The organism is Arthrobacter sp. HLT1-20 (assembly GCF_054510895.1).
Window position 1 is genome coordinate 1 of sequence record NZ_JBTNDR010000052.1, and the last position, 19609, is coordinate 19609.

21 protein-coding genes, 1 tRNA gene and 1 riboswitch are annotated in these 19609 nt (G+C 60.4%); of the genes, 9 read left to right on the plus strand and 13 right to left on the minus strand.

Annotated elements, in window-relative coordinates; all coding sequences use genetic code 11:
* Positions 1-363: 363 nt before the first annotated feature.
* From ACX80Q_RS17685 to ACX80Q_RS17705, 5 genes are all read right to left on the minus strand, one after another.
* Positions 364-1230 carry a tyrosine-type recombinase/integrase gene (locus ACX80Q_RS17685; protein WP_459331849.1) on the minus strand — a complete coding sequence of 289 codons (867 nt, stop codon included), beginning with the start codon at positions 1228-1230 and terminating at the stop codon, positions 364-366.
* A gap of 7 nt (positions 1231-1237) precedes the next feature.
* Positions 1238-2908 (minus strand): hypothetical protein, encoded by a 1671-nt coding sequence (locus ACX80Q_RS17690; protein WP_459331850.1) that lies wholly within the window; start codon positions 2906-2908, stop codon positions 1238-1240.
* A complete protein-coding gene (locus tag ACX80Q_RS17695) occupies positions 2901-3503 on the minus strand; it encodes a hypothetical protein (RefSeq protein WP_459331851.1) in 603 nt (200 codons plus the stop codon). Before ACX80Q_RS17695 ends, ACX80Q_RS17690 begins: the two co-directional genes overlap by 8 nt.
* Before the next feature lie 85 nt (positions 3504-3588).
* The gene (locus tag ACX80Q_RS17700) at positions 3589-4317 is read right to left on the minus strand and encodes a hypothetical protein (protein WP_459331852.1); all 729 of its coding nucleotides are present in this window, start codon (positions 4315-4317) and stop codon (positions 3589-3591) included.
* Positions 4314-4535: a helix-turn-helix transcriptional regulator gene (locus tag ACX80Q_RS17705; protein ID WP_459331853.1), complete on the minus strand. Its 222-nt coding sequence runs from the start codon at positions 4533-4535 to the stop codon at positions 4314-4316. The genes ACX80Q_RS17700 and ACX80Q_RS17705 overlap by 4 nt, the downstream gene beginning before the upstream one ends.
* 112 nt (positions 4536-4647) lie before the next feature.
* On the opposite strand from ACX80Q_RS17705, the gene ACX80Q_RS17710 reads away from it, so the two are divergent.
* Both ACX80Q_RS17710 and ACX80Q_RS17715 read left to right on the plus strand, forming a co-directional pair.
* Complete coding sequence (locus ACX80Q_RS17710) at positions 4648-5331, plus strand: hypothetical protein (RefSeq protein WP_459331854.1); 684 nt, start codon at positions 4648-4650, stop codon at positions 5329-5331.
* A gap of 4 nt (positions 5332-5335) precedes the next feature.
* Positions 5336-6472, plus strand: a complete 1137-nt coding sequence (locus ACX80Q_RS17715) for a tyrosine-type recombinase/integrase (RefSeq protein WP_459331855.1) — start codon at positions 5336-5338, stop codon at positions 6470-6472.
* 51 nt (positions 6473-6523) lie between these two features.
* On the opposite strand, the gene ACX80Q_RS17720 is transcribed toward ACX80Q_RS17715, so the two are convergent.
* A tRNA-Ser gene (locus ACX80Q_RS17720) sits at positions 6524-6613 on the minus strand.
* An 81-nt stretch (positions 6614-6694) separates the two neighbouring features.
* Here ACX80Q_RS17720 and ACX80Q_RS17725 point away from each other — a divergent pair.
* The gene (locus ACX80Q_RS17725) at positions 6695-7867 is read left to right on the plus strand and encodes a DNA glycosylase AlkZ-like family protein (RefSeq protein ID WP_459331856.1); all 1173 of its coding nucleotides are present in this window, start codon (positions 6695-6697) and stop codon (positions 7865-7867) included.
* An 8-nt stretch (positions 7868-7875) separates the two neighbouring features.
* Here the strand turns inward: ACX80Q_RS17725 and ACX80Q_RS17730 are convergent, their stop codons facing one another.
* Positions 7876-8103 (minus strand): hypothetical protein, encoded by a 228-nt coding sequence (locus ACX80Q_RS17730; protein WP_459331857.1) that lies wholly within the window; start codon positions 8101-8103, stop codon positions 7876-7878.
* On the opposite strand from ACX80Q_RS17730, the gene ACX80Q_RS17735 reads away from it, so the two are divergent.
* Positions 8096-8341: a hypothetical protein gene (locus ACX80Q_RS17735; protein WP_459331858.1), complete on the plus strand. Its 246-nt coding sequence runs from the start codon at positions 8096-8098 to the stop codon at positions 8339-8341. The two genes, ACX80Q_RS17730 and ACX80Q_RS17735, sit on opposite strands and share 8 nt — an antisense overlap.
* A gap of 11 nt (positions 8342-8352) precedes the next feature.
* Here the strand turns inward: ACX80Q_RS17735 and tadA are convergent, their stop codons facing one another.
* Positions 8353-8850, minus strand: a complete 498-nt coding sequence (tadA, locus tag ACX80Q_RS17740) for a tRNA adenosine(34) deaminase TadA (RefSeq protein WP_459331859.1) — start codon at positions 8848-8850, stop codon at positions 8353-8355.
* A 22-nt stretch (positions 8851-8872) separates the two neighbouring features.
* Here tadA and upp point away from each other — a divergent pair, with 22 nt between their 5' ends.
* Positions 8873-9511, plus strand: coding sequence for a uracil phosphoribosyltransferase (gene upp / locus ACX80Q_RS17745; RefSeq protein WP_459331860.1), 639 nt, complete (start codon positions 8873-8875; stop codon positions 9509-9511).
* A gap of 146 nt (positions 9512-9657) precedes the next feature.
* Here the strand turns inward: upp and ACX80Q_RS17750 are convergent, their stop codons facing one another.
* Positions 9658-10383 carry an aggregation-promoting factor C-terminal-like domain-containing protein gene (locus ACX80Q_RS17750; protein ID WP_459331861.1) on the minus strand — a complete coding sequence of 242 codons (726 nt, stop codon included), beginning with the start codon at positions 10381-10383 and terminating at the stop codon, positions 9658-9660.
* 2 nt (positions 10384-10385) lie between these two features.
* Positions 10386-10582: riboswitch (cyclic di-AMP (ydaO/yuaA leader) on the minus strand.
* A 215-nt stretch (positions 10583-10797) separates the two neighbouring features.
* On the opposite strand from ACX80Q_RS17750, the gene ACX80Q_RS17755 reads away from it, so the two are divergent.
* The 4 genes from ACX80Q_RS17755 to ACX80Q_RS17770 all read left to right on the plus strand — a co-directional run bounded on the left by ACX80Q_RS17755 (position 10798) and on the right by ACX80Q_RS17770 (position 14630).
* Complete coding sequence (locus tag ACX80Q_RS17755) at positions 10798-11274, plus strand: MarR family winged helix-turn-helix transcriptional regulator (protein ID WP_459331862.1); 477 nt, start codon at positions 10798-10800, stop codon at positions 11272-11274.
* Positions 11275-12540, plus strand: a complete 1266-nt coding sequence (locus tag ACX80Q_RS17760; protein ID WP_459331863.1) for an MFS transporter — start codon at positions 11275-11277, stop codon at positions 12538-12540.
* 621 nt (positions 12541-13161) lie between these two features.
* Positions 13162-14004 carry a winged helix-turn-helix domain-containing protein gene (locus ACX80Q_RS17765; RefSeq protein ID WP_459331864.1) on the plus strand — a complete coding sequence of 281 codons (843 nt, stop codon included), beginning with the start codon at positions 13162-13164 and terminating at the stop codon, positions 14002-14004.
* A gap of 104 nt (positions 14005-14108) precedes the next feature.
* Positions 14109-14630: a SixA phosphatase family protein gene (locus tag ACX80Q_RS17770; RefSeq protein WP_459331865.1), complete on the plus strand. Its 522-nt coding sequence runs from the start codon at positions 14109-14111 to the stop codon at positions 14628-14630.
* Positions 14631-14641: 11 nt separating this feature from the next.
* On the opposite strand, the gene ACX80Q_RS17775 is transcribed toward ACX80Q_RS17770, so the two are convergent.
* The 4 genes from ACX80Q_RS17775 to ACX80Q_RS17790 all read right to left on the minus strand — a co-directional run bounded on the left by ACX80Q_RS17775 (position 14642) and on the right by ACX80Q_RS17790 (position 19465).
* A complete protein-coding gene (locus ACX80Q_RS17775) occupies positions 14642-16678 on the minus strand; it encodes a YhgE/Pip family protein (protein WP_459331866.1) in 2037 nt (678 codons plus the stop codon).
* Positions 16675-17526, minus strand: coding sequence for an ABC transporter ATP-binding protein (locus ACX80Q_RS17780; protein WP_459331867.1), 852 nt, complete (start codon positions 17524-17526; stop codon positions 16675-16677). Before ACX80Q_RS17780 ends, ACX80Q_RS17775 begins: the two co-directional genes overlap by 4 nt.
* A gap of 294 nt (positions 17527-17820) precedes the next feature.
* Entirely contained in the window at positions 17821-18507 is a 687-nt protein-coding gene (locus ACX80Q_RS17785; RefSeq protein WP_459331868.1) for an N-acetylmannosamine-6-phosphate 2-epimerase, read from the minus strand.
* 25 nt (positions 18508-18532) lie between these two features.
* On the minus strand, positions 18533-19465 hold the full coding sequence (locus ACX80Q_RS17790; RefSeq protein WP_459331869.1) for an ROK family protein: 933 nt from the start codon (positions 19463-19465) through the stop codon (positions 18533-18535).
* Positions 19466-19609 lie beyond the last annotated feature (144 nt).

Sequence of the window (19609 nt, forward strand, 5' to 3'; positions counted from 1 at the left end):
ACGGCCAGCGCTGCGGACCTTGGCCAGGGCACCAGTGGCAGCAGTATCAACTGAACTACCGTCGGTGCCCTTGGTTCGTCTTAGATAGTTCCCCCAAAGCGCCGTCATTGGCGTCATTGCGTCACAATGTTGCTGTGACCTGCGGTTATGTCGTGACGGCACGTTTGAACCGCCGTCATCGCGCCGTCATGAGTTCTACGACCAGCACCAGTACGGCCAGCGCTGCGGACCTTGGCCAGGGCACCAGTGGCAGCAGTATCAACTGAACTACCGTCGGTGCCCTTGGTTCGTCTTAGATAGTTCCCCCAAAGCGCCGTCATTGGATAGGAAATTTCGTGGCGTATTTCCAGCGGACTCGCTTGTTTACGAGTTAACTATTCTTGGGAACTCAAGGCGATTTATGGCTATTCGGCGCTGTTTGTCCGAGACGAGTGTGTAAATTTGTGTCGTCGCAAGTGTCTGGTGTCGCATGAGTTCTTGGACGATACGAATGTCTGTTCCCTGTTCAAGCAGTGTCGTTGCATACCAGTGCCGGAGCTGGTGTGGCGTAGCGTGGACGCCTGCTCGTTCCATAGCTCGTTTGATCGACATGCTAATGGCGTACGGCTGGACGGGTTCGTTTCTATAGATGGGACTAGGAAACCAATATCCATATTGCGGCCAGTCTTCCATTGCCAACATTAGCTCTGGTGCGATTGGAAGCTGGTGAGTCCGGTTCCCTTTTCCTGTGACGGTTAGGGTCGCGCTGTACCTGTCTACGTCCTCGCCTCGGAACTTTGCGATCTCGTGAACTCGGAGTCCGGCGAACGCTGCCAGCAAGATTTTCATTCTGGTGTTTATTCGCTTGGTTGATTCAAGCGTTCTGCTGAGTTGCTCGGTGCTGACTGGGCGAGGTGTTGCAAGTTTACGTTTTGGGGATGGTACCTTCTGTGTCGGATCGTCTATGCGCTGTTCAGAACGTATCAACCATGTGAAATATGCCTTCAGGGCTGTGAAGTATGTTGATTTGGTAACTGTAGCTATGTCAGTTCTCGATAAAAACGAGATGATGTGTTTCGACTGAAGATCCTTTGGGCTAGTACCAGAGCGTTGCACCAAGGCTGTCAATATTCCTGCCCTTTCCCTTATTGTCCTCTCAGATAGTCCTTGAGCTGTTTGCCAGTGTCGCCAGTCTTGAAGTGTCTTCGAAAGGTCGAGGGTTAGCCGTGCATCGCTTGTAGTCGTCGTCATTTTGGTTCTATTCCTGTTCAAATAGTTCTGTTGGTTCCGCACATCCGGGGTGTGTTTTGATGCCTTGGTCTAGGAGGCTTTGACTGATCCGGGAGTTGCAGGAATTGCATAACGGAATGGATGATTTCTTGATTGTGTAGAGTCTCGCGCTAGAAGTTCGCCGGGAGTCGATAGAGATGCCGATTGTGGCTAGGGCGGGTGTGTTTCGAGTTAGGGCCCCGCTTGCGGAAGATGCTGTCTTTGGCCAATTTCGAGGTGGCATTGCGGGTGATACTTTTGCAAGTAGTTCAGTCGTTGTCCCGGTCCATACGCCGCATTCTTCGACGAGATCGCGTATGGCCGTTGCGAACTGGTTTCCTTCAATTACATCGACAGCGGCGCTGGTAGTGGATTTCAAATAGTCAGGCAGAGTTGACCAGTTCGTGACATGATCTAGTGCCGCCAATACTCGGGCAAAGTCTGCCATGCGTGGCATTTCAACCAAGTGAATGGTTGGTAGTACCTGGATAACTTGGACAAGCAGGTCAAGGAGCGCGCCGTGCACTGATGTTCGGACAGATTCAAATTCGTTGTTTACATCTTGGTCAGTTCGGCGCCCAGTTTTGGGTATCGGCTCCAACTCGACTTGTAGCATTCGGTCGCTGACATCTCCCTGTAGGGACCCTGGGTCAATGCTGGTCATGGCGATTACTCGTTTGTAGTGCAGGACAGTTATATCTGAATCGCTGTAGTTTTCGCGTTTGATATATCCGTCTCCAGTAACGGCCTTGCACAGCGCGTCTTGAAACCAGGGTCGCAAGTTTGAGACGTTATCTAGACCTATAACCGGCGCGTTATAGGCTGTTGCGGCCCAGTGATCGGCGGAGTCAGGAACCGTTCCCGTAGGTGCAGGGGATGGGCTAATGAGCTGGATCAACATCTTCAGTGCCGTAGTCTTTGCTGTTCCTTGTTGACCAAGTAAAGCAAGGAATGGGTGAGGGATGTCAGGGATGCAAGCGGCAATCATCCATCCCACCAGTAGACGAAATCCCTGTTCCGGAATGTTGATCAGTTTCCGCAAACCATCGAGTGAGCCGCCCCGCTGTGGAGAAGGCATAGGCGATATTAGTCCGGTACGCCGGAACAATACGGGTGAACTCTCTACTACCCTCCATTCCTGTGAGGTAATGACCACCGTTTCACCGCTTGGCGTACCCAAATCTATGTACAGTGTGCCTTTGCCGTCATCGGCGAATCGTAGAAAAACTGGTTCTTCGGTGGCCGCCATAGCGTCGCCTTCCAAAACGCTGAGCATCTCCTGTAAAGCAGTTGAAGAAGCAACTCGTTTCTTCTCGGTGTAGTAGAGCGTCGAAAGTTGTTGGCGAAGTCCACCAGCAGATCCCTTTAATGGAAGCGCAATTCCCGGTTGATCGTGCTTCACTGCGTACACTTTCCCCTCTTTGCTTTTGACCATTCGATACAGTTTTTTAGCCATTTCGACTAGTTGCGCGGATTGGGTAGGCTCTCTTCTTTGGCTGGTGGGCTTTACTTGTTGCCCAGACTCTCGTGCAGCGGCGGTAGGTTCATGGGGGCCGGGATCACTAAACGGGTCATCCATAAATGCTGCATCGACAGGTGTAGGTCCGTCGACTGCGGGATCATAAGGCGGCTCAATCGGTGACCATGCGCCGTCACTCATTTTTCATCTCCGGTGTTCCGTATCTGGTGAGTAGTCCACCAATGAATGCCATGCTCTCTGGGCCTGTCAGTTTGCAGGCATGTTGCACTGCCGACAGTCGCTCACGGGGCGTCCAGTCGTATTGACCGACCAGCATTTCCACCATTTCAGGACCGGGGCTGTTCGTTTGAAACCCATATTCGGTCAGATGCCGAATTCCGCTGATGATTACACCTGACCGGCGCTGGGGGCTGTCTAGTCGCGCTTTTTCCATCGCACGGCGACTTTCACCTGCTGGAACTGCAAAACAGGAAATCTCGTTCTTTCCTTGGATTAGACCTGAAATGGCGCTGAAACCCATTTCAAGAAGAGTCCTTCGAACGGTTTCTTTGACGTCTGGAATCGTAGCTAGGCCGGTCCAGACCTCGCGGGCCTTGGGTGTGCTTCCTGCGTACTGAAACACGTACACTGTCCACTTTTGCGAAGTCGCGGATGCCCTTACTGCGAAAACTGGGTAGCGTCCGGGATGGTTAGGGCGGCAAAAACTCTGAAATTCCTTCAGGGTCATTACTGCTTTTAGCTCACGGACTGGCATCACAGAATTTGTGTTGGTCATCGGCGGTTCCTCCAATCGGCTTGAAGCTCGACCCAAGCCCACATGCCGAGAAATACAGTCAGGGTGATATGCAAAATGAGCATTCCTATTCGCCCCCAACGGTCGAGTCGGCCATGCCGGTGCTATTGCTGTCTTTCTCGTGGGCAAGAATCTCTACTGCCCGGCCTATGGCATCCGCGATTGCTGAGACACGGGTCAGTGACAGGTCATATTGGTCAATGTTGACGGAGCAAGTGACAGGGGTGCGCCTCGTTGAATCGGGGGTGAAGTAATCCGACTGACTTAGCCAAACTGCGCCATCGTTGGAGGATGAACTCGCCAGGAGGTCAACTTCGTAGTGCCGCGCAACGGCATTCTTGTCCACGGGGGAGGTCACAAAAGACCACGCCCGGTCTGCCACGCTCGTGACTTTCGTGGCCCATGCGGGTTTGGTAGGTAACTCCACTCCAAAGGCGTGGGCGTGGAATCCATGGCCCACAGCTTCCCACTCCGACTCGATCAAGTATCCGATGGAGTGCACCGCGTTTCTGATACCGGACAAGGAATCTTCCAGATCTACCAAGCTGGCGAATTTCAGTGTCTGTATGCCGTTGCCCGTTGAGATCTCCACAGTCCACCAATCGGCAGTAACTCCCGCAACTTTCCGGGATACCGAATGCGCGAATACTGTAGCCAAGCTGTCGCCGCTGGCCATGGACGACGGCTGCGGTGCAGAGCAGAAATAGCACTTGCCAATGGGTGCGTTCTCCCAAGTGCTCGGCCAGATGAAATCATGCCCTCCGGTACCGCTACCGGGGCACTCAACGATGCTCATTTAGCGACCGCTGTATCCGTGCGGGAAAACAGATTCTCATTGAGATAGGTTTCAATATCGCTTCGACGGTAAAGGACGGCACGACCAAATTTTACGTAGCGCGGACCGCCGCCCGTGTGTCGCAATCCGGCCAGTGTGGCTTTCGTCGTGCGAAGCAGTCCGGCGGCTTCTTCGGGCTTCAGCAGCTCGTTTTCTGTTGGTTGGTTGGCGTTGCCCATGGTTCCTCCTACATAGTGGGATATCTTGCTGATTAGCCAACTATGGCAGAGAATGGGATAGTGCGCAACTTATCCCATTGGGTAAGTTGCAAAAGAGTGGAACACTAGGCGAGTGGGATACACATTGACAGCGCAGAGCGCACCTGGCGGCACCTTTCAATTCGTTTCCGAGATAGGGCGGAAGGTTCTTGCGCCCGTCATAGTCAAGGCGCGACCAGACACCCGCGATGACATGGAAGATTTTGGCCGGCACTACCTTTTGGAATTTGGAGTACGTCCTGCCGGCTACTTCGGGCTTGAGCGGTTGACTATCGCCGCTGACGAGGGCGCTTTAGCGATTGGCAGTGCCGACTTGAGGACAGTCAGGCTTGGCGAGTTGGCGGGAATGGCTCTGCGGTTCTTGTCGATGCCGAATGTCAGTTGGGATCATGGCGAATCCATCGAAGTGAAGTTCTTTGAACTCACTGATGAAGAATTTGAAGATGCGTACATCCAAGGCGGAGCGAATGAGCATGACGCAAAGTATCTGCCAGCGCTTGGAATGTATGAAGGCAAGCTTGACGTTCGGCCTGAGTGGCGGGCAGAGCTTCGAGCGCTGGGCCCCTCGCATGAAAGAGTCGCAAAGACTGTAGCGGCGATTTACCGCGACGCGGAACGCAACGGGGAACCGCCCAACAAGGCAATCGAAAATCTGCTGGGGTTGGCCTCATCCACTGCGAGCCACTGGATAAAACTATCCAGGCAAGCAGGGGAATTGGCACCGGCAAGACGGAAAGCGCGAGCTGAAAGGAAGTAAGCGAGTGGCTACCATTGAGCCCTACGCCACGGCAAGTGGGAAGCGCTACCGCGTGCGCTATCGGACGCCTGATCGTAAGCAGACAGACAAGCGCGGGTTCAAGACAAAACGGAACGCTGAAGCGTTCGCAGCGACGGTTGAAGTATCCAAGTTGCGCGGCGAGTACATTGACCCTGCAGCAGCACGGCTGACTATTGGCGAACTCGGCGAGGAATGGCTGACCCGGCAGACACACATGAAACCATCGTCCTTCCGTCCAGTCGAGTCTGCTTGGCGGCTACACGTTGAGCCGCTTTGGGGGGAAAAGCCGGTGTCTGATATCCGAAAGACGTCCGTTCAGCAATGGATCTCCGACTTGACCACCGGCGATGGGAAGAAGCGCAAGCCGAAAAGTGCAACAGTTGTTATCCGGGCCTATGGCATCTTGGCAGGCATCCTAGATTCTGCCGTAGATGACCGCAGGATCTTGAGCAACCCAGCGCGCGGCGTAAACCTTCCGCGTAAGGTCAAGAAACCTCACACTTACCTGACGCATGAACAGGTGCACTCGCTGGCTATGGCCAGTAAATACCCAGCGTTAGTTCTCACGCTGGCGTATTGCGGCCTACGCTGGGGCGAAGCTGTGGGCTTGCGAGTAAAGGATCTGGACATGCTGCGCCGGAGGGTCAACGTTACAGAAAACGCCGTAGAAGTTGGATCCAAAATCGAAGTAGGGACGCCCAAGAATCACAAACGCCGCGCGGTACCATTCCCCGAGTTCCTGGGTGACCTGTTAGCCAAGCAGTGCGAAGGAAAAACACGCGACGGCCTAGTTTTCCCAGGGGGCGACGGTAAGCACCTACGCTCAGCCCGTGTGCATGAGGACAGGCAAAGCTGGTTCGGTGGAGCCGTGATAAGGTCCGGCATCCCGCGCGTTACACCGCACGACTTGAGACATACCGCCGCCAGCTTGGCAGTCAGCGCCGGGGCCAACGTCAAAGCCGTGCAAAGAATGCTGGGCCACAGCAGCGCCGCCATGACGCTAGACACCTATGCAGACCTCTTTGACGACGACCTAGACAGCGTGGCAACAGCCCTCCACAAAGCCGTTTCACTTTCAAGTGTGGGCAAAATGTGGGCAAACGCCGAAACCGAGATATAGCAAAGGCCCCTGCATCCCTTATAAACAAAGGGAAGCAGGGGCCTTGCGCATTGGCGGTGACGGTGGGATTTGAACCCACGTCAGGCTCTCACCTGAACAACATTTCGAGTGTTGCACCTTCGGCCGCTCGGACACGTCACCAACGCGTCAACAATACCGGTTGAAAGCCCCACAACAAAAATGGACCCACACAAGCGTGTGCAGATGGGGCAAGATAGCCCTATGGACAGCGCAATGCGACGTGCCTGGAGCTGGCACAAACAAGGTTTGGACGGGTCGTTGGCGGGCAACAACGCCTCAACCGTGTTGAACAAAGCCGGGTGGGCCCGATCCATCGGCGGAGCCAATCCCTACCTGACGCTTTTCTCCCGCGCGGGCATTCGCCGGGCCGAGGCCGATGCCGACGTGGTCGCCTTAGCCATCCATGAACTTCCGACGGCGCGCGGCTGCACCTATGTGCTGGGCGCACCCGACTTTGCCTGGGCGCTGACGCTCGGGCAGCCGGCTGCGGAGTCCACCCTGAAGGTCTTGGACAGGCTGGATGTGGCCCGCGAGGAAGTCCACGCCCTTGAAGCGCAAACTTTGCAGGTCCTGCAAGATGCAGCAGCCAACAACCAGGTGCTGGATCCCAAGCAACTCAAGGACCTGCTGGGAAGCGCCGTGCGCAGCCTCGGTGAGGAAGGCAAGAAGAAGGGCGCCTCCACCACGCTGCCCACAGTTCTGGGCCTGTTGCAGGCCGACGGCCGCATCCGCAGGGTCCCCGTCAATGGCCGCCTGGACCAGCAACGCTACGCATACACCGCATGGGGCCTGCCTCCTGCCAAGGAGTCACCCGAGCAGGCCCGCGCCAAGCTCATGGAAAACTATCTGGGCTGGACCGGCGGAGCCACGCTCAAGCAAACCCAATGGTTCACAGCGTTTACCGTGGCACAAAGCAAGGCGGCGCTCGCAGTCGTCCAGGCGGTGGAGGCCCATGGGATGTGGATGCTGCCCGCGGACGCCGAAAAGGCTGCAGATTTTGTCCCCGAACAACAGGAGCAGATCCAGCTCCTGGCCAGCAGCGATTCGCTGTTCCTGCTTCGCCGCAATGCCGCTGAGCACGTTGCCGAAGAGGATGCCCATCTGCAGTTCCTAGACGACAAACTCTCACTTCAGGGGGACTTGCCCGACCATCCCATCGTGGACCGGGGCCGCATCATTGGACTGTGGCAGTACGATCCCGGCCAGGAACGCATTGCCCACTGGCTCTTCAACGCACCCAGCAACGCCGTCAAGCACAAGATCCAGCAGGTGGAGGCGTTCATCCGCGACGACCTGGGCGACTTCCGCACCTTCAGCCTGGATTCGCCGCAGAGCAGGCAAAAGCGGATCGACTCCCTCAACGCGGCGGGCTGAAAAGTGGCTCAGGGGGCACGGTTGCGGGCAACCGCGGCGTTGTTGGTGCTGGGGTTGGCTTGCCCCGCCGTGGCGGCTTGTTCGAAGTCGGGGATGGCGCCTGCGTGCTTCCCGCCGGAGTTCTCGCTCAGCCCCGCCACGGCAAAGCCCGGCAGTAGTGTCACCGTCAGTGCGGACGACGCCGGCTGCAACCCGCGGTACGGCGAGAGCGCCCAGATCCAAGTGGAGGTGTACAACCGCTACGGAACAAAAATTGTTGAGCTGCTGGCCCCCATGAACGACGCCGGCGGGTTTAGTATGAGCGTGAACCTCCCGGTTGATGCCGTCCCCGGCGAGGGCATGGTGGCCGCCTACCCTTACGACCTGGACTGGTGCGATGACACCGGACGGAACAATCGTGTGGGGGCACAGGAAATCACTCGGGTCTCCTGCGCGATGCCGTCAAAGCCGCTCCAAATTGCCGCTCCAGATTGAGCCGTGAACGCCTACTGGCGGTGTCCGCTGAAAAAGTCCTTCAGCAGCGCCGCGCACTCGTCCTGGCGCACACCCGGGAAAACTTCCACCCAGTGGTTGAGCCGGCGTTCCCGCAGCACGTCAAACACGGAACCTGCCGCCCCGGCCTTCTCATCCCACGCCCCAAAAACAACGCGCGGCACCCTCGCCAGCACAATGGCCCCGGCACACATGGTGCACGGCTCCAGCGTGACCACCAGAGTGCAGTCATTCAACCGCCAGGACCCCAGTTTCGCCGCGGCTTCCCGGATCGCCACCACCTCTGCATGGGCCGTGGGGTCCCCGTGCGCTTCACGTTCGTTGCGCCCCAAACCCAGGATGCCGCCGTCGGGCCCTAGGACGACGGCGCCAATGGGGACGTCGCCTGTGGTCAGGGCTCGGCGGGCCTCCGTGAGCGCAATGCCCATCCACTGGGCGTGAAAAGCCGTGGCGGTGGTCTCGATTGTGTGAGATTTCTCGGTGTTGGGCACGGCTCAATGGTAGCTTTTATTCATGCGCGTACTGGTTGCGGATCATCCGCTGATTGCCCACAAGTTGACTGTTCTGCGGGACAAGAACACTCCGTCCCCCATTTTTCGTCAGTTGACCGAAGAACTTGTCACCTTGCTGGCCTATGAGGCGACGCGTGAAGTGCGCGTTGAACCGGTCAACATTGAGACGCCCGTGACCTCCACTGTGGGCACCGGACTGAGCAAGCCCACACCCCTGGTGGTGCCGATTCTGCGTGCCGGCTTGGGCATGCTGGAGGGCATGACGCGCCTGCTGCCCACCGCCGAGGTCGGCTTCCTGGGCATGGCCCGCAACGAGGAAACCCTCGAGGCCATCACCTACGCCGAGCGCCTGCCCGAGGACCTCACGGGCCGCCAAGTCTACGTGCTGGACCCCATGCTGGCCACCGGCGGCACCCTGATCGAAGCCTTCAAGTTCCTGTTTGACCGCGGCGCCGCAGACATCACCTGCATCTGCCTGCTGGCCGCACCGGAAGGCCTCGCCAAGCTCGAGGCCGCCCACGGCGCCCGCGACAATGTGCGCGTGGTTCTTGCCTCCATTGACGAAGGCCTGGACGAGAATTCCTACATTGTGCCCGGACTGGGCGACGCCGGCGACCGCCTCTACGGCGTAGCGGAGTAGCGCTCAACCCCAGAAACCAAAAATGCCGCCGTTCCCGCAAAATGCCAACGATAGACCGGTGGCATTTTGCGGGAACGGCGGCATTTTTCGCAAGAGGCCCTTAAAAGTCACCGGCAGCAGCCCGTCCAGCCCCTAAAACACGTGTGTTAGTACCAGCCCACGGATTCGGAGTGGCCCCAGGCGCCACACGGTGAGCCGTAGCGGCCCTCGATGTAACCCAGGCCCCAGCGGATCTGTGTCTGGTAGTTGGTGCTCCAGTCGGGGCCTTCGCTGTTCATCTTGTCAGCGGGCAGGGACTGGGCAATGCCGTAGGCGCCGCTGGAGGCGTTCTCTGCGGACGTCAGCCACTCGGACTCGCGCTGCCAGAGCAGGGTGAGGCAGCTCATCTGGTCGGCGCCCCAGCCATGGGCGGCCATCTGGCCTGCGGCGTAGGCCTTGGCTGCTGCGGGATCGTCCACAGCAACGGCAGGCGCGGGCGTTGCGGCCACGGCCTTGACCTGTTCCGCCTCGGCTTTGACGGCGGGAGGCGTGGTGGCGGCAGCTTTCGGCGATGAGCTGACGGCAAGTCCGGGGAAGCTGATGGCGGCATCCGTGGGAACTGACACGGCAGGTGCCGGAACGGAGCGGTCCACGGCGGCGACCAGGCTGGTGTTGCCCTGCGTGGCAGCAGTGTTGTCCACGGACTGGGCCACGGATCCGGCGGCTACCAAGGCGCCCAGCACTGCCACGGCAGCCAGGCATTTGGCTGTGGCCGTGACGGGGGAGGACTTGCTGGCTGCGCGTGTTCCGCTGCTGGCTGCGGCGAGCCCAAAAATGGTTGGGCGGCGGGTGGAGTCGGCGCGACGACGGCCGCGCTGCAGTGATGCAGACATAGTTGTAGCCTCTCTACGCCTGCGAGGTGAGCTGTCGGGAACGGACTAGAGAATCCGGCCACGCAGTAATGGCAGGCAGAGTTCACTGCTTGTAAGGACTGCGTTGGCTTAACCCCAAGGGCTTCCAGGTGGAAGGCCCGCAAAGATTGGGTCCCCCGTCTCTGCCATGGGAATGGAGGGAAATGGGCGGCGGCAGAGCTCGGCGGTCCGTCCATTTGTGCCAAAAATCGTGGATGATTCAGCCGGCACAAATATGAGCCTAACTCAAACTCTGGGCTATGTCACGTTTTGGTAACAACGTTTGTAGCAAGGCGGAAGGCAAGGTGAGCAAGTCGTCATTTACTTAGCAATGCTAAGCATCTAGGGTGGGAAGCAAGAGGATACGAAACTTTTTCTTTAGGTAGCTGACCCGTGATGACCGAACCTTCCCTTAGCACTACGACGCCGGACAAGGCACCATTGGTGGCCCGCAAGCCGATCGGCGTGGCGCCCTTGGCGGCTGAATTGCGGGTGGCGGTGATGCGTACCTCCCGAAGGCTGCGGGCCGAGGCCGCCACGGGGGAGATCAGCCCCGGGCAGTATTCGGTGTTGGCGGCCGTACTCAGGGGGCCGCAGACAGTGGGTTGGTTGGCTGCTCGGGAGCAGATCCAGGCACCTTCCATGACCCGGATAGTGAACGCCTTGGCTGAGGCCGGGCTGGTGAGCCGCCAGGTGAACCCGCAGGACAAGCGCCAGGTGCTGGTGCAAATCACCGAGCAGGGAGCCGCCGCGCTGCTGCGGGCACGCTCTAAACGAACCGCGTGGCTGGCCCGGCGCGTAGCGGATCTATCCCCGGAACAGCGGGCAACGCTGCATGAGGCGGCTCTGATTTTGCAGGAGATGAGCGCCTAGATGAGTTCCATGTTCCGTTCCCTGAGAGTCTTCAACTACCGGCTCTGGGTGACCGGAGCCCTCGTGTCCAACATTGGTACCTGGATGCAGCGCGTTGCCCAAGACTGGCTGGTCCTGACAGTCCTGACCAATAATTCAGGCACTGCTGCCGGTATTACCACCGGCCTGCAGTTTTTGCCCATCGTGTTCCTGGGGCCCTACGCCGGGCTGGTGGGCGACCGCGTCAACAAAAGAAAACTGCTTCTTCTCACCCAAACTGCCATGGGAATTTGTGCGCTTTTGTTGGGAATATTGGTTGTCACGGGGACTGTACAACTGTGGCACGTTTATGTATTGGCAACCCTGCTGGGGGTGGCCAGCGCCTTCGATGCCCCGTCACGCCAGGCGTTTGTGTCCCAGGTGGTTGCCAAGGAGGATGTGCCCAACGCCGTGGCGCTTAACAGCGCATCATTCAACCTGGCCCGGCTTGCCGGCCCCGGCGTCGCCGGCCTGGTCATTGCACTGGTGGGAACCGGCCCGGCCTTCCTGATCAATGCCGCCAGCTTTGCGGCCGTGATCGTTTCGCTGTGCCGCATGCGCACCAGCGAGCTCATTCCTGCCGTGCGGGTGCCCCGGGCCAAGGGGCAGATCCGCGAGGGCTTTGTCTACATCCGGCAGCGCCCGGATTTGATGATGATCATGGTGTTGGTGTTCCTGGTGGCCACCTTTGGGATGAACTTTCAAATCACCAACGCGCTCATGGCCACAGCCGTATTCCATGTGGGTCCGGGGGAGTATGGGCTGCTGGGCTCCGTCATGGCCATTGGCACCCTTGCTGCCGCGTTGCTGGCGGCAAGGCGCAAGACCATGCGCATGCTCTACATCGTGGGAGGTGCGTTGGCCTTTGGCATGACGGTGGGCGTGGCAGCCTTCATGCCCAGCTTTGCCCTCTACGCCATTGCCCTGGTGCCGGTGGGGCTGGCATCGCTGACGTTCATGAACGCCTGCAACACCACCGTGCAGCTGACCACCGACTCCGCCATGCGCGGCCGAGTGCTGGCCGTCTACATGGTGGTGATGCAGGGTGGGACGCCCATAGGTGCGCCGCTGGTGGGGTGGATAGCCACGGAATTCGGCCCCCGCTGGTCGCTGGGCATGGGGGCCGCTGTTGCCGTTCTTGCCGGTCTGGCTGCGCTCTGGATGCTGAACAAGCGCAACAACGTCACCTTGCGGGAGCAGATTGCGGCTATCCGCCCGTTCGCCTTGGCGCGGGCACTCCACCGCTAGCTGCCAGCCACGAGGTACTCCCAGTCAACCAAGGTCCTACGTCCAGCGCTTTAGGTAAACATTTGTTTACCTAGCGTAAAAAACTGGGAACAAGCTGGGTGTCTCCGAGAACTTGTCGAGGGCATCCTAGTCGTGCAAAAGTGCGGTTTGAATATAATTATCAAAACAAGGGTTCATGCAGAATTTATGCGCGCGTTTTTTGTCAATGTGATGATTTTGTTTGTCTCAAATCGTCATTTTCCACCAAACTGAGAGCAAAGCAACAATGTAAGGTTGGTCACAAAATAGAGCACAATCTCACATGCTGGACGTTTGGGGCCTTTGTTACTTGCAAGATTGCTTTGTTACGTAGGACACTGACGTATGTGAACACCCACTCAGTGAATTCTGCAGCAGCAGCAAATGTCCGCCTCGAAGCGAGGGGACAGCTTTTGCACAGTTGTCGAATGCAGGCCTAGATCGCAATACCTGGAAGCCATTGGGGGATGTAGCAACACATGGCAAATTTCAGGCCTTGGCCCATGGGCTGGCCCTCGTAAAGAGGGCAATAAAGCTTTGGATTCTCAAAGCTGAAGGAAGCATTCGCGCCGTCCAGTACGGCCATAGACCTTAGGTAGTTCAATGTCAGTAGCATCCGGATACGTCCACATCTCTGTTCGAAACGCCGCCAAGGCGGTTGCCCGCAACACCGGCCAGGGTTCGCTGGCCCATTCTGCCCATGCGGAGCACCCCGGCTATGCAGGCGCCTACCGCCCCGACCTGGCCACTGCCACCTCCCGGCTGCGTGCTGTCCCCGCCGCCGAGGGCTTCCCCATGACGGCGCCCACCCCGGTGATTGCCGGCGGAGACAAGCTGCGCGGCGTCAGTCCGGATAATGTGGCCCGCGGATTCGTGCTCTACGTTGGCGTTGACGAGGACACTGCTGCCGCCGCCGGAACATCTCTGGCCAAGCTGGCCCAGGACATCCGCGCCTACGCCCAAACCCTTGTACCGCAGGCCCAGAGCTATGCAGCCGTGGCGATTGCGCCGTCGGACGCCGTTGGTACCGCCTTGGACGTGGTCCGCTCCACCTTCGGTGACCCCACAGTGTCCAGCCGCCAGCGCCAGGAAGCGGTCCGCGTCCCGGTTGCCGATCAGCGCCCCACCGGCGTCCTGATCGATTTGGCCCGCCGCGAAGTGCACCTCGACGGTGACACCCTGAACCTCACGTTCAAGGAATTCGAGCTGCTGAACTATCTGGTGGAAAACGGCACCCGCACCGTGGGCCGCGACGAACTCCTTGAGGGCCTCTGGAGCAACGCCGACGAGGTCCCCAACGAACGCACCATCGACGTTCACATCCGCCGCCTGCGCTCCAAGCTGGGCCGCCTGGCCAACACGGTCCGCACCGTGCGCGGCGAAGGCTACCGCTTCTACGAGCACCCCGAAGTGGTTGTTTGGGCCGCCCCCGAATACTCCATCTAGTCCCCGCGCCCTCCCCAATTCCAGCCGCTGGCGCGTCTGCAATTGGGGCCCCTCGGGCGCGGCAACCGCCGTCGTTCTGCTTTAAGTGTCACTAAACTGTGAACATGAGCGAACACCACATTAAAAAGTTGATCTTGATGCGCCATGCCAAGGCGGCTTTTCCGCTGGGTGTGGAGGACCATGACAGGCCGCTGGCCCAGCGGGGTCACACTGAGGCGCCGCTGGCCGGCAAATGGCTCGTGGAGAACTCCGTGCTCCCGGACTTCATCCTGTGTTCCTCTGCCCTGCGGACCCGGCAAACCTGCACCTGGGTATGCCAGCAATTGGCGGATAAGGCCCCTACCCCCAAGCTCGAGACAGCGCTCTACGCCGCCGGGGCCACCTCCATGCTCTCGGTCATCAACCATGTGCCGGAAACCGTGAACACGCTCATGGTGATCAGCCACATGCCCGGCATCCAATCCCTGGCCCTGCGCCTAGCCTCGCGGGATTCGGACCAGGACGCCTACATGGACCTGGCGTCCGGCTTCCCTACCAGCGCGTTCGCCGTCTTCGACTACACCGGCGACTGGGCAACCCTTGACGGCCAGGACGCCCAGCTGAACAACTTTGTGGTGCCGCGCTAGGCTATTGGGTCCTAGGCTTCGATCTCCGGCATCAATGTCTTGAGCGTCCAGGTTTTCTTTTTGTTGACGGCTGCCCAGGCAAACAGCAGGCCGAGCACCGTGTAGCCCAGCAAGCCAAGCACTATGGGTATCAATGGTGCCAAGTCAGCGCCGTAAATCAAGTGGCGCATGCCCTCAACCACATGCCCCATGGGCAGGATCTGGTGCATGATGTGCAGCGGCTCGGGCGTTGTTTGCCAGGGGAAGGTGCCACCGGAGGACACCAACTGCAGCACCAGCAGGATCAGCACCACAAACTTCCCCGGCGTGCCCAAAAGCGCAACAATTCCCTGGATCAGGGCTGTGAACGCCAGCGAGGCCAGCAGCAACAGGCCCAAGGTCAGCCACGGGTGGCTCGGCTCCAGCCCCAGCCCAAACTTCACCACCGCGTACAGCAGCAGGGCCTGCCCTGTGGCAACCGTGGCAAAGGGCAGCCAGCCGCCCACAGCAATTTTCCAGGACGGGGCGTTGGAGGCCAGGGCGCGCACAGTCAGCGGCCGCATGACCTGGACCAGCATGAACGCGCCAATCCAGAGCGCCAGGACCAGGAAGAACGGTGCCAGGCCGGACCCGTAATTTGCGGCCTTGGCCTGCGAGATGGAATCCACGCGGATGGGATCGGCAATGACCCCTGCTGCGTTGAGCCTGTCCTTGTCAGTGGGATCCGGTACGGACCCCGCACCGCCAAGCAACTGTTTGGACAGTTCGGCGGCACCGGCGGAAAGCGTGCTGGAACCGTCCTTCAAATCGCCGGCACCGTTGTTGAGCTTGGTGGCGCCGGCCGCCAGCTGGTTTGCCCCGTCCAGGGCGGTTTCCTGGCCTTCGGCTAGGGTTGCCGCACCCGTGGACAGGTCCCCGGTCCCGGCATGGGCCTGGGTGATCGCTGCGGTGAGTGTGGGCGTGGCAGCTGCCAGCTTCGCGGCACCGTCCGCCACGGCTGCGGATCCGCTGGCCAGCTTTTGGATGTCGGCAGCGTCCGCGGCCAGCGTATTCTTCAAATCGGTGACGGTGGGACTCGTGGCGGCGCCGGCCAGCGAGGAGCGGATCTCCGCCGCCTGCGCATCAGTGAGAAGCCCGTCGCTGACCAATTGCGCCAGCTTGTCATTGATGGCTGCGGTAGCGGCAGCATCCAGTTTCCCGGCGGTCCCAATGGCGCCCTGGACCTTGTCATTCAACGCAGCGTTGCCGGCCGCCACAGCGGCGGCGCCGTCGGAGAGCTTTTGGGTGTCATCTGGCAATGTTGCGGTTTGGGCCTCCAGCTGGCCCAGGCCCTTGTCTAGGGCCGCGGCACCAGCCTGGAGCTGCTTGGCGCCCGTGACAAGCTTCGACTGGCCCGCCACCAGGTCATTGGTGCCGTTCTGCAGTTCCCCCGTGCCGGTTTTCAGCGTCCCCACCCCCGTGTCTAGGGTGGTGGCCCCCGCCGCGAGCTGTTTGGCGCCGTCGGCCGCCTTCACCAGCTGGGCATGGATGGTGCCGTACCCGCTCAGCAGCGAGTTGGCCGTCTGCAGGCCCACCTGCTGCGCCACCGACGCGTGGACCTGGGTGGTCACCTTATCCACAATGGACGTCAGCAGGTAGTTGTTGGCGTCATTGGTTGTCACGCTCATCATGGCCTGGGTGGCCGAGTCAAAGTTCTCCGGGGATGCCAGATTGGCCGAGAAATCCTTCGGAATGACCAGGGCAAAGGCAAAGTCGCCGCTCTTCACGCCCTCGTTGGCCTCGGCCGGGGTGTCCACGAGCCGCCAGTCGAACTTGTGGCCCTCCACCAGATTTGCCGCCACGTCTTTTCCAACGTGCAGTTCCTTGCCGTCCTTGGTGACAGCGCCCTCGTCCTGGACCACCACGGCAGCCTTGAGCTGGTCCAGGTTCCCGTACGGATCCCAGTTGGCGTACAGGTACACGGCGCCGTAGAGCAGCGGGACCATCACCATGGCCACAATGGTGAGCTTGGGCAACAGCCCGCCGGTCATGCGCTTGAGCTCGGACATAGCCAATCGGAAGACTGTCACTGGATTTCCTCCGTGGTGTGCTTTGCTGTTTCGCGTGCGGGCGGTTCAGTTTTTGCGGCGGGGGAGGCGGCGGCTGCCTCCGCAGCTGCCTCGGCGGGCTCAGCGTCCTCTGTGGGCGCCGTGTCCTCTGCCCGGTTCGGTTCAGTCACCACGGCGGCAGGGGGCTCCGCGCCGTCGAGCAGGGGATGGTTCAGGGCATTGCCGGCAACCGCGGCAGAACCGCCCCATTCATCGGGCAGCCGCCCCACCACGCCAATCACCATAAGGGGCCTGAGCGGCGCGTCGGCGGGCGCGTCAGGGTCCAGGCCCATGGTGCCGCTGGCCGTCTGCTCCAGCAGGGGCAGCCAGGCGGCGACGTCAGCCGTGTGACGGTCGGGGGAGTCCACCACCACCACGTCAACGTCCTTGTTGGCCAGCGCCAATTCAAGTTGCAGGTGCAGCAGCCGGGCGGGTTCAAGTTCCTCCACCCACTTCTGAAGGATGTCGCGGAACCCGTGCCTGACCAGCCACTCCGTGGGGCGGGTGCGGTCGCGGAACTTCAAGGGCACCAGGGCCAGATCCTCCGAGGTCAGGGACCGCACCGTGAGGTGGTTCTCGGGGGCATTGACATCCGGGGCGTCCACAATGGCGCTGCGGCGGCGCAGCGATGCCATGGAACTCTCGTGTCCCAGGGAGACTGTGCCGGTGGAGGGCTTCATGCGGCCCGTCAAGGCCAGCGAAAGCGCCGTGCGCCGTTCCTGGCCGTCGGCCTGAATCAGGAGCACCTGGCCCCGGGGCGCCTCCACAGAGGTCGCGGGAAGCAGCGTGTGCCTGCGCCCGTCGATGTGCAACTGGTGAGCAGTGAGCATGGAGGGCGCTCCTTAGGAGGTGGGGTGAGCTGCACCAAATTATCAGTGCCGACCAATCGGTGCAAAATCTGTCCGAATTCGTTCACCAGCCACTTTTCCACATGGGCCGCTCAGGCCCTATAGCGGCCCGCCGCACCCTCAGGCAATTCCAAACAGCAGCTGATGCGGGTTGCTGGCCCCGGAACCCGCATCAGCCGCAGTTTCAGGGCCGGGAGGGCGGGGAGGGCACAGAAAAGGCGGCCTCCCCGCGCTGTAACGCGAGGAGGCCGCCCCATCCAGCACCTGCCGAAGGAATTAGTCGTTCAGTGCCGCCTTGAACCATCCGGTGATGGTTGAGGGGTGGGTGATGGCGGTGCCAACAACCACGGCAAAGGCTCCGGCGTCCATGGCTGCGCGGGCCTGGGCGGGGGAGTGGATGCGGCCTTCGGCAATCAGCGGCTTGCCCAGGTCTGCGGCGGCAATCTCAGCCAGCAGTTCCAGGTCGGGTCCGTCGGTCTTTGGCCGCTCGCCCGAGTAGCCAGCCAAGGTGGTGCCGATCAGGTCAGCTCCGGCTGCAGCTGCTGCCACGGCGTCGTCGAAGGAACCACAGTCGGCCATGACCAGGGCATTGGATTCGGCGTGGATGCCGGCAATGGTCTCGGCCAGTGTCAGGCCGTCCGGGCGGGGGCGCCGGGTTCCGTCAATGGCCACAATGTGGGCGCCGGCATTGGCACAGGCCAATGCGTGGCGCAGCGTGGGGGTGATGAAAACGCCGTCGTGGCCGTCCTTCCACAATCCGATGATGGGAACTTCCACGGCTGCACGGGTGAACTGGATGTCCGCAATGCCCTGGACGCGGATGGCGCCCGCTCCGCCAATGACGGCCGACGCCGCAACCTGGGCTGTGGTGCGCGGGTCACGCATGGGTTCGCCTGGGTAAGCCTGTGCGGAAACCACAAGTTGTCCGGCGAGGGAATCGAGGTTGGTAAGTTTCAGCGTCACGGTGACTCCTAGAAAGTAGAACTAATTATTGAGCAAAGACCAAGGATGCTGCGCCAACAATGGCGGCTGTGTTGCCCAGCGATGCACGCACCACGGGCACAGCGGCCAGCGGGGCAAGTAACTCGGCACGCAAAGCAATCTCCATGGCGGACCACCAGAGATCGCCGGCGTCGGCCAAACCACCCGAGACCACAACCACTGCCGGGTCCAGGATGTTGATCAAACCGCCCACGGCCTGCCCGGCCGCAGCGGCAGCCACGGCAATGACCTGCAGTGCCAGCTCGTCACCAACCCTAGCGGCATCAAACACTGCCCGAGTGTCGGGCAGGGCTGCGCTGCCGCCGTCGCGCAGGTACGCTGCGTGGATGGCGGGGCCGGAGGCGATGGCTTCAACGTGGCCGGAGTGCCCGCAGGAGCAGGGCAGGGGTGTGCCGCGGTGGACTGCGAAGGGCGACGCGAAGTGCCCAACATGGCCGCCCACGAAGTGCTGGCCCAACAACGGCTGGCCGTTCACCACAAAGCTGCCGCCAACGCCCGTGCCAAAAGCAACCATGAGGGCTGTGGAGGTGCCGGCGCCTGCGCCATGCCACGCCTCGCCCAGAGCATGGGCGTGAACGTCATTGACCACGGCGGACGGTAGGCCCAGGCGTTGCGTGAGGCCGTCCGTGATGTGGGTTCCGGTCCAGCCCAAAATGGCGTCGGTGGCGGAAATGACTGTGCCCTCGGCCGCGTTGATGACGCCGGCCGAGCCAACACCCACGGCATCCACCACCATGCCCTGTGCGGCGGCGCGTTCAATGAGGGAGCGCACCATGGCCGCCGTGGCGTCCAGGATGGCCTCGCCGCCGTCGCGGTTCAAGGTGGGGATTTGATCGGTGAGCAGCACCGAACCGTCCTCTGCCACCACCCCGGCTGCCGTTTTGGTTCCGCCAAGGTCAACGCCAACTACGTACCGCATAGTGAATCCTTCAAAGTAAAAACGCTCAAAGCCAGCAACTGACTGTGAGTCTTGTATGTAGCTGGTCTGGGACTAGCTGGCAGAGTAGGTAGCGGCTGTACCATCTGATGAATGTGACTCAGCAACTGACTGGCTCCGTGAGGA

Coding starts and splice junctions, on each gene's coding strand:
- ACX80Q_RS17750 (WP_459331861.1), bottom strand. CDS start 10,383: ATGTCTGCATCACTGCAGCGCGGCCGTCGTCGCGCCGACTCCACCCGC.
- ACX80Q_RS17700 (WP_459331852.1), bottom strand. CDS start 4,317: ATGAGCATCGTTGAGTGCCCCGGTAGCGGTACCGGAGGGCATGATTTC.
- ACX80Q_RS17705 (WP_459331853.1), bottom strand. CDS start 4,535: ATGGGCAACGCCAACCAACCAACAGAAAACGAGCTGCTGAAGCCCGAA.
- ACX80Q_RS17770 (WP_459331865.1), top strand. CDS start 14,109: ATGAGCGAACACCACATTAAAAAGTTGATCTTGATGCGCCATGCCAAG.
- ACX80Q_RS17755 (WP_459331862.1), top strand. CDS start 10,798: ATGACCGAACCTTCCCTTAGCACTACGACGCCGGACAAGGCACCATTG.
- ACX80Q_RS17695 (WP_459331851.1), bottom strand. CDS start 3,503: ATGACCAACACAAATTCTGTGATGCCAGTCCGTGAGCTAAAAGCAGTA.
- ACX80Q_RS17725 (WP_459331856.1), top strand. CDS start 6,695: ATGGACAGCGCAATGCGACGTGCCTGGAGCTGGCACAAACAAGGTTTG.
- ACX80Q_RS17685 (WP_459331849.1), bottom strand. CDS start 1,230: ATGACGACGACTACAAGCGATGCACGGCTAACCCTCGACCTTTCGAAG.
- ACX80Q_RS17690 (WP_459331850.1), bottom strand. CDS start 2,908: ATGAGTGACGGCGCATGGTCACCGATTGAGCCGCCTTATGATCCCGCA.
- ACX80Q_RS17790 (WP_459331869.1), bottom strand. CDS start 19,465: ATGCGGTACGTAGTTGGCGTTGACCTTGGCGGAACCAAAACGGCAGCC.
- ACX80Q_RS17765 (WP_459331864.1), top strand. CDS start 13,162: ATGTCAGTAGCATCCGGATACGTCCACATCTCTGTTCGAAACGCCGCC.
- upp (WP_459331860.1), top strand. CDS start 8,873: ATGCGCGTACTGGTTGCGGATCATCCGCTGATTGCCCACAAGTTGACT.
- ACX80Q_RS17760 (WP_459331863.1), top strand. CDS start 11,275: ATGAGTTCCATGTTCCGTTCCCTGAGAGTCTTCAACTACCGGCTCTGG.
- ACX80Q_RS17780 (WP_459331867.1), bottom strand. CDS start 17,526: ATGCTCACTGCTCACCAGTTGCACATCGACGGGCGCAGGCACACGCTG.